The sequence below is a fragment of the Streptomyces sp. NPDC002926 genome, assembly GCF_053591755.1.
Genome location: NZ_JBSFUK010000079.1, coordinates 1 through 4124, shown reverse-complemented (window position 1 = coordinate 4124; position 4124 = coordinate 1). Strand labels below are relative to the sequence as shown.

The window sequence follows — 4124 nt, the reverse complement described above, 5'->3', positions numbered from 1 at the left end:
CCCACACCCTCCGACCAGCCCGCGCCGTCGGACTGGGCGGAGAACGACTTGCACCGGCCGTCCGGCGCCATCGCCTTCAACCGCGAGAACTCCACAAACAGGGTGGGCGCGCTCATGAGGGTGACGCCGCCGGCCAGGGCGAGTTCGCACTCCCGCTGGCGCAGGGCCTGGACCGCCAGGTGGATCGAGACGAGCGACGACGAGCAGGCGGTGTCGACGGTGATGGCCGGGCCTTGCAGACCCAGCGCGTACGACACCCGCCCCGACAGAACGCTGCTGGCCTTGCCGGTGCTCACATAGCCGTCGAGGGCGTCCAGGTCACGGCCCAGGTGGCCGTAGTCGGAGCCCATGGTGCCCAGATAGACGCCGGTGCGGCTCTCGTCGAGTGTCTCGGGACGTATACCGGCCCGCTCCAGCGCTTCCCACGACGACTCCAGGACCAGTCGCTGCTGCGGGTCCATCGACAGGGCCTCGCGCGGACTGATGCCGAAGAACGACGCGTCGAAGTGCTCGATGTCGTCGAGGAACCCGCCCTGCTGGGAGTAGCTCTTGCCCTCCGCCTCCGGGTCCGGGTCGTACAGGTCCAGGCGCTTCCAGCGCTCGGGGAATCCTCCGATGGCGTCTCCGCCCGACGCCAGCAGCTCCCAGAAGCCCTCCGGCGTGTCGATGCCGCCCGGCAGCCGGCAGGCCATCGACACCACAGCGATCGGCTCGGTGCGCTGCGCCTCCAGATCGGCGGCGCGCTTCTGGAGAGCGCGGATCGCGGGCAGAGCCGCTTCCATCCGGTCCTGCTGTGAGTTCGACACCATCGAGCCTTTCTGCGCGGCCGGCACAAGCGATTCAGCGGTCCGACGACGCGGCCGTCATGCGACGTGTGGGCTGCCCCTGACGGATGAATCAGGAGCACAACCATCCAATGACGCCCGCCTCGAGCGCCGGTGGAAGCGATCTGGAGGCAGGCGCGCCGCTGACCCCCGCCTCGTCGGAGGCGGGGGCCTGCGGCCGCGGGGGCTGGTAGGGGCTCAGCCGAGGTCGATGCCTGCCTCCGCGAGGAACATGTCGAGTTCCGCGCTGAGTTCGTCGACCGACTTCTCCTCGCTGTCCGCTTCTTCGGTGAGTTCCGGTCCGGGAGCCTTGCGCTCCTCCGCAGCCCCGGGGACGGGCAGATCCATCCGGGCGAGGATGAGCCGGGCGATGTGCTCGGGCGTCGGATGATCGAAGGCAAGCGTGGCGGGCAGTGACAGACCGGTCGCCGCCGACAGCCTGCGGCGCAGCTCCACCGCCATGAGCGAGTCGAGCCCGAGACCCTTGAGCACCTCGTTCGGGGCAAGGGATCCGGCCCCGGCGAGGCCGAGCACCCCGGCCACCTCGCGCAGCACCAGGTCCGTCGCCATTTCCGGCCTCCGGTCGTCGGGTGCGGCGAGTAGCTGCTCGCGCAGACCCTGCCGGTCCGGGGCCGTCCCGCTGCCCGCCTTGCGCAGCCGGGCCCGCACGAGGGAACGGAGCAGGGCGGGTGCCGCATTGCCCTGGTCGGCCTCCCGCTGTGCCGCGCGCAGGTCGAGCTGTACCGGAACGAAGTTGTCGGCGGGCCTCCCGAGGACCATGTCGAGCAGTCCCAGGCCCTGTTCGAAGGAGAGAGGGGCGATGCCCTGCCCGCGCATGCGGTCCAGGTCGGCCCGGCCGAGATGGGAGGTCATGCCCACACCGGCCTGGTGCCACAGGCCCCAGGCGAGGCTCGTCACCGGGCGGTCCTCGGCGCGCAGGCGGGCGGCGAACGCGTCGAGGTAGCTGTTGGCCGCGGCGTAGATGCCCTGGCCGGCTGTGCCGACGGTGCCTGCCGCCGAGGAGAAGAGCATAAGGGCTGCCAGGTCGAGACCTGCGGTCAGCTCGCCCAGGTAGCAGGCCCCATGCACCTTCGGCTCCATCACGCGGGAGAGCCGCGCCGCGTCCTGGGTGACCACGAGGCCGTCGTCCAGGATCCCCGCCAGGTGGAGGACCGCGGTCCAGGGCCGGTCCTCGCCGGCGAGGGTGAGGACCTGCGCGAGGTCGTCGCGGCGACCGGCGTCGCAGGCCACCACCCGTACCGATTCGGCTCCTTCGTCGGTGAGCCGGCGTACGAGATCCTCGGCGCCGGGCGCGTCGGCGCCGCGCCGGGACGTGAGGACCAGGTGGCGGACCTGATGGCGGCGTACGAGGCGCAGTGCCACTTCCCGGCCCAGCTCGCCGGTGCCTCCGGTGATCAGGACCGTGCCCCGCGGGTCGAGGGGCCGGACTGTGGAATCCTTCGCCGGCTCCTCGGCCCGTACCAGCCGGGCCACCAGCACCTGGCCGTCACGTACGGCGAGTTCCGGTTCGCCGGTGACGGCGACCGCGGATGCCAGCACGTCGCGGTCGCTGTCGTCCGGTCCGAGGTCGACCGTGCGCAGCGTGCGCTCCGGGTGCTCGGAGCGGGCACAGCGCAACAGGCCCCACAGCGGGGCGTACGCGAGTCCGTCGACGCGATCGCCATCGGCCGCCGAGACGGAGCCGCGGGTGATCCAGACGAGTTCGGTCGACTCCAGCCTCTCGTCGGACAACAGGTCCTGGAGTACGGACAGTGCGTGTTCGGTCGCCCTGTACGCGGCCTCGGGCGCACTGTGGACGGGCGGCCAGCCAGTGGCGTCGACGACGATACGGGCGGGGGCGGCCGGGTGTGCGTCGAGCCGGGCGGACAGCGCGTCCGTTCCGATCAGGTGCTCGGCGCCCAGGGCCGTGGCCAGGTGTCCCGTGCCGCCGAGCACGATCTCGGCCGCTGCGCCGGCCGGTGCGGTGGCGGCGAGGGGCTGGAAGCCGAGACGGTAGAGGTTGTCGGTGCCCGGGGTGCGGGCGGCACGCAGCTGGGCGACGGTGGCACGGCGCAGATGGAGTTGCCCGATCCTGACGACGGGCGACCCGGTGGCGTCGACGGCCCAGGCCCGGATCACCTGGCCTGTCCCGGTGGGTTCGACGTCGATACGGATACGCAGCTCGCCGCCGCCGATGGCGTACAGCTGGACGTCACTCCACTCGAAGGGCAGCAGAGCGCCTTCGGGCTCGTCCTCGGGGGCGGTGACGCCTTTCATCACATGAAGGGCGGTGTCCAGGAGGGCGGGGTGCAGGGTGAAGCCGGCTTCCGTGCCGGGCTCGGGAAGGCGTACAACGCCATAGGCGCTGTTGCCCTTGCGCCACAGTTCGCCGAGGCCGCGGAATGCGGGGCCGTAGTCGATGCCCTGGGCGCCGAATCGGTCGTACAAGCCGTCCAGTTCGACTCTTTGGGCTCCGTCGACAGGCCATCGGGCGAGCTCGGCGAAAGCGGCGGTGTCGGCGGCCGTGGCTACGGCAGGATCGGTGGCCGCTTCCATCAGTTCGCCGCTCGCGTGGCGGGTCCATGCGTGAGACGAGGCGGGCGAGGTGTGCGAGCTCTCCGGGCGGCTGTGGATCGTGATCGGGCGCCGCCCGTTCTCGGCCGCCTGCACGGTGATCTGGATCCGTACCGCGTCATGGATGATCAGCGGCTCGGCCAGGGTGAGTTCGGCGACGCCCGCCGAGCCGACCTCATGGGCTGCGGCGACGGCCAGCTCGAGGAGCCCGGTGCCGGGGACGAGGACCTGGTCGAAGAGCACATGGTCCTTCAGCCAGGGATGGTCCGCGAGCGAGAGCCGTCCGGTCAGAAGATGACTGTCGCTGTCGGCGAGCGGGGTCGCTGCGCCGAGCCATGGGTGCTGCGAGGAATCGAGGCCGAGTGAGCCGGCGTCGTTGGAGGTCTTCCTGGTCTCCATCCAGTGGTGTTCGCGCTGGAAGGCGTAGGTGGGCAGCGGGACGAGCCCGGTACCGGGAGTCGCGGGAAGGACCCGGTCCCAGTCGAGTTCGTGTCCGTGCGTGTGGAGCAGCCCCGCATTGTGCAGCAGCTGTTCCATGCCACCCCGGTCCCGGGCGAGGGAACCGACAACAACACCACCACGGTCCGCGCCGGCATCGGTCAGCGGCATCGACAGCACCGGATGCGCGGAGATCTCGACGAACACCGTGTGCCCGTCATCCAGCAGACCCTCCAGCGCACGGTCGAACCGCACCGGCTCCCGCAGATTCCGGCACCAATACCCCCC

At 71.2% G+C, this 4124-nt stretch carries 2 protein-coding genes; both read right to left on the bottom strand.

Annotated elements, in window-relative coordinates:
* Positions 1–806, bottom strand: an 806-nt coding sequence (locus tag ACWDZ6_RS33300) for a beta-ketoacyl synthase N-terminal-like domain-containing protein (RefSeq protein ID WP_451505819.1), incomplete at its 3' end; no start/stop codon positions are given.
* Between the two features lie 216 nt (positions 807–1022).
* A partial coding sequence (locus tag ACWDZ6_RS33295; protein WP_451505818.1) for a KR domain-containing protein occupies positions 1023–4124 on the bottom strand: 3102 nt, incomplete at its 5' end.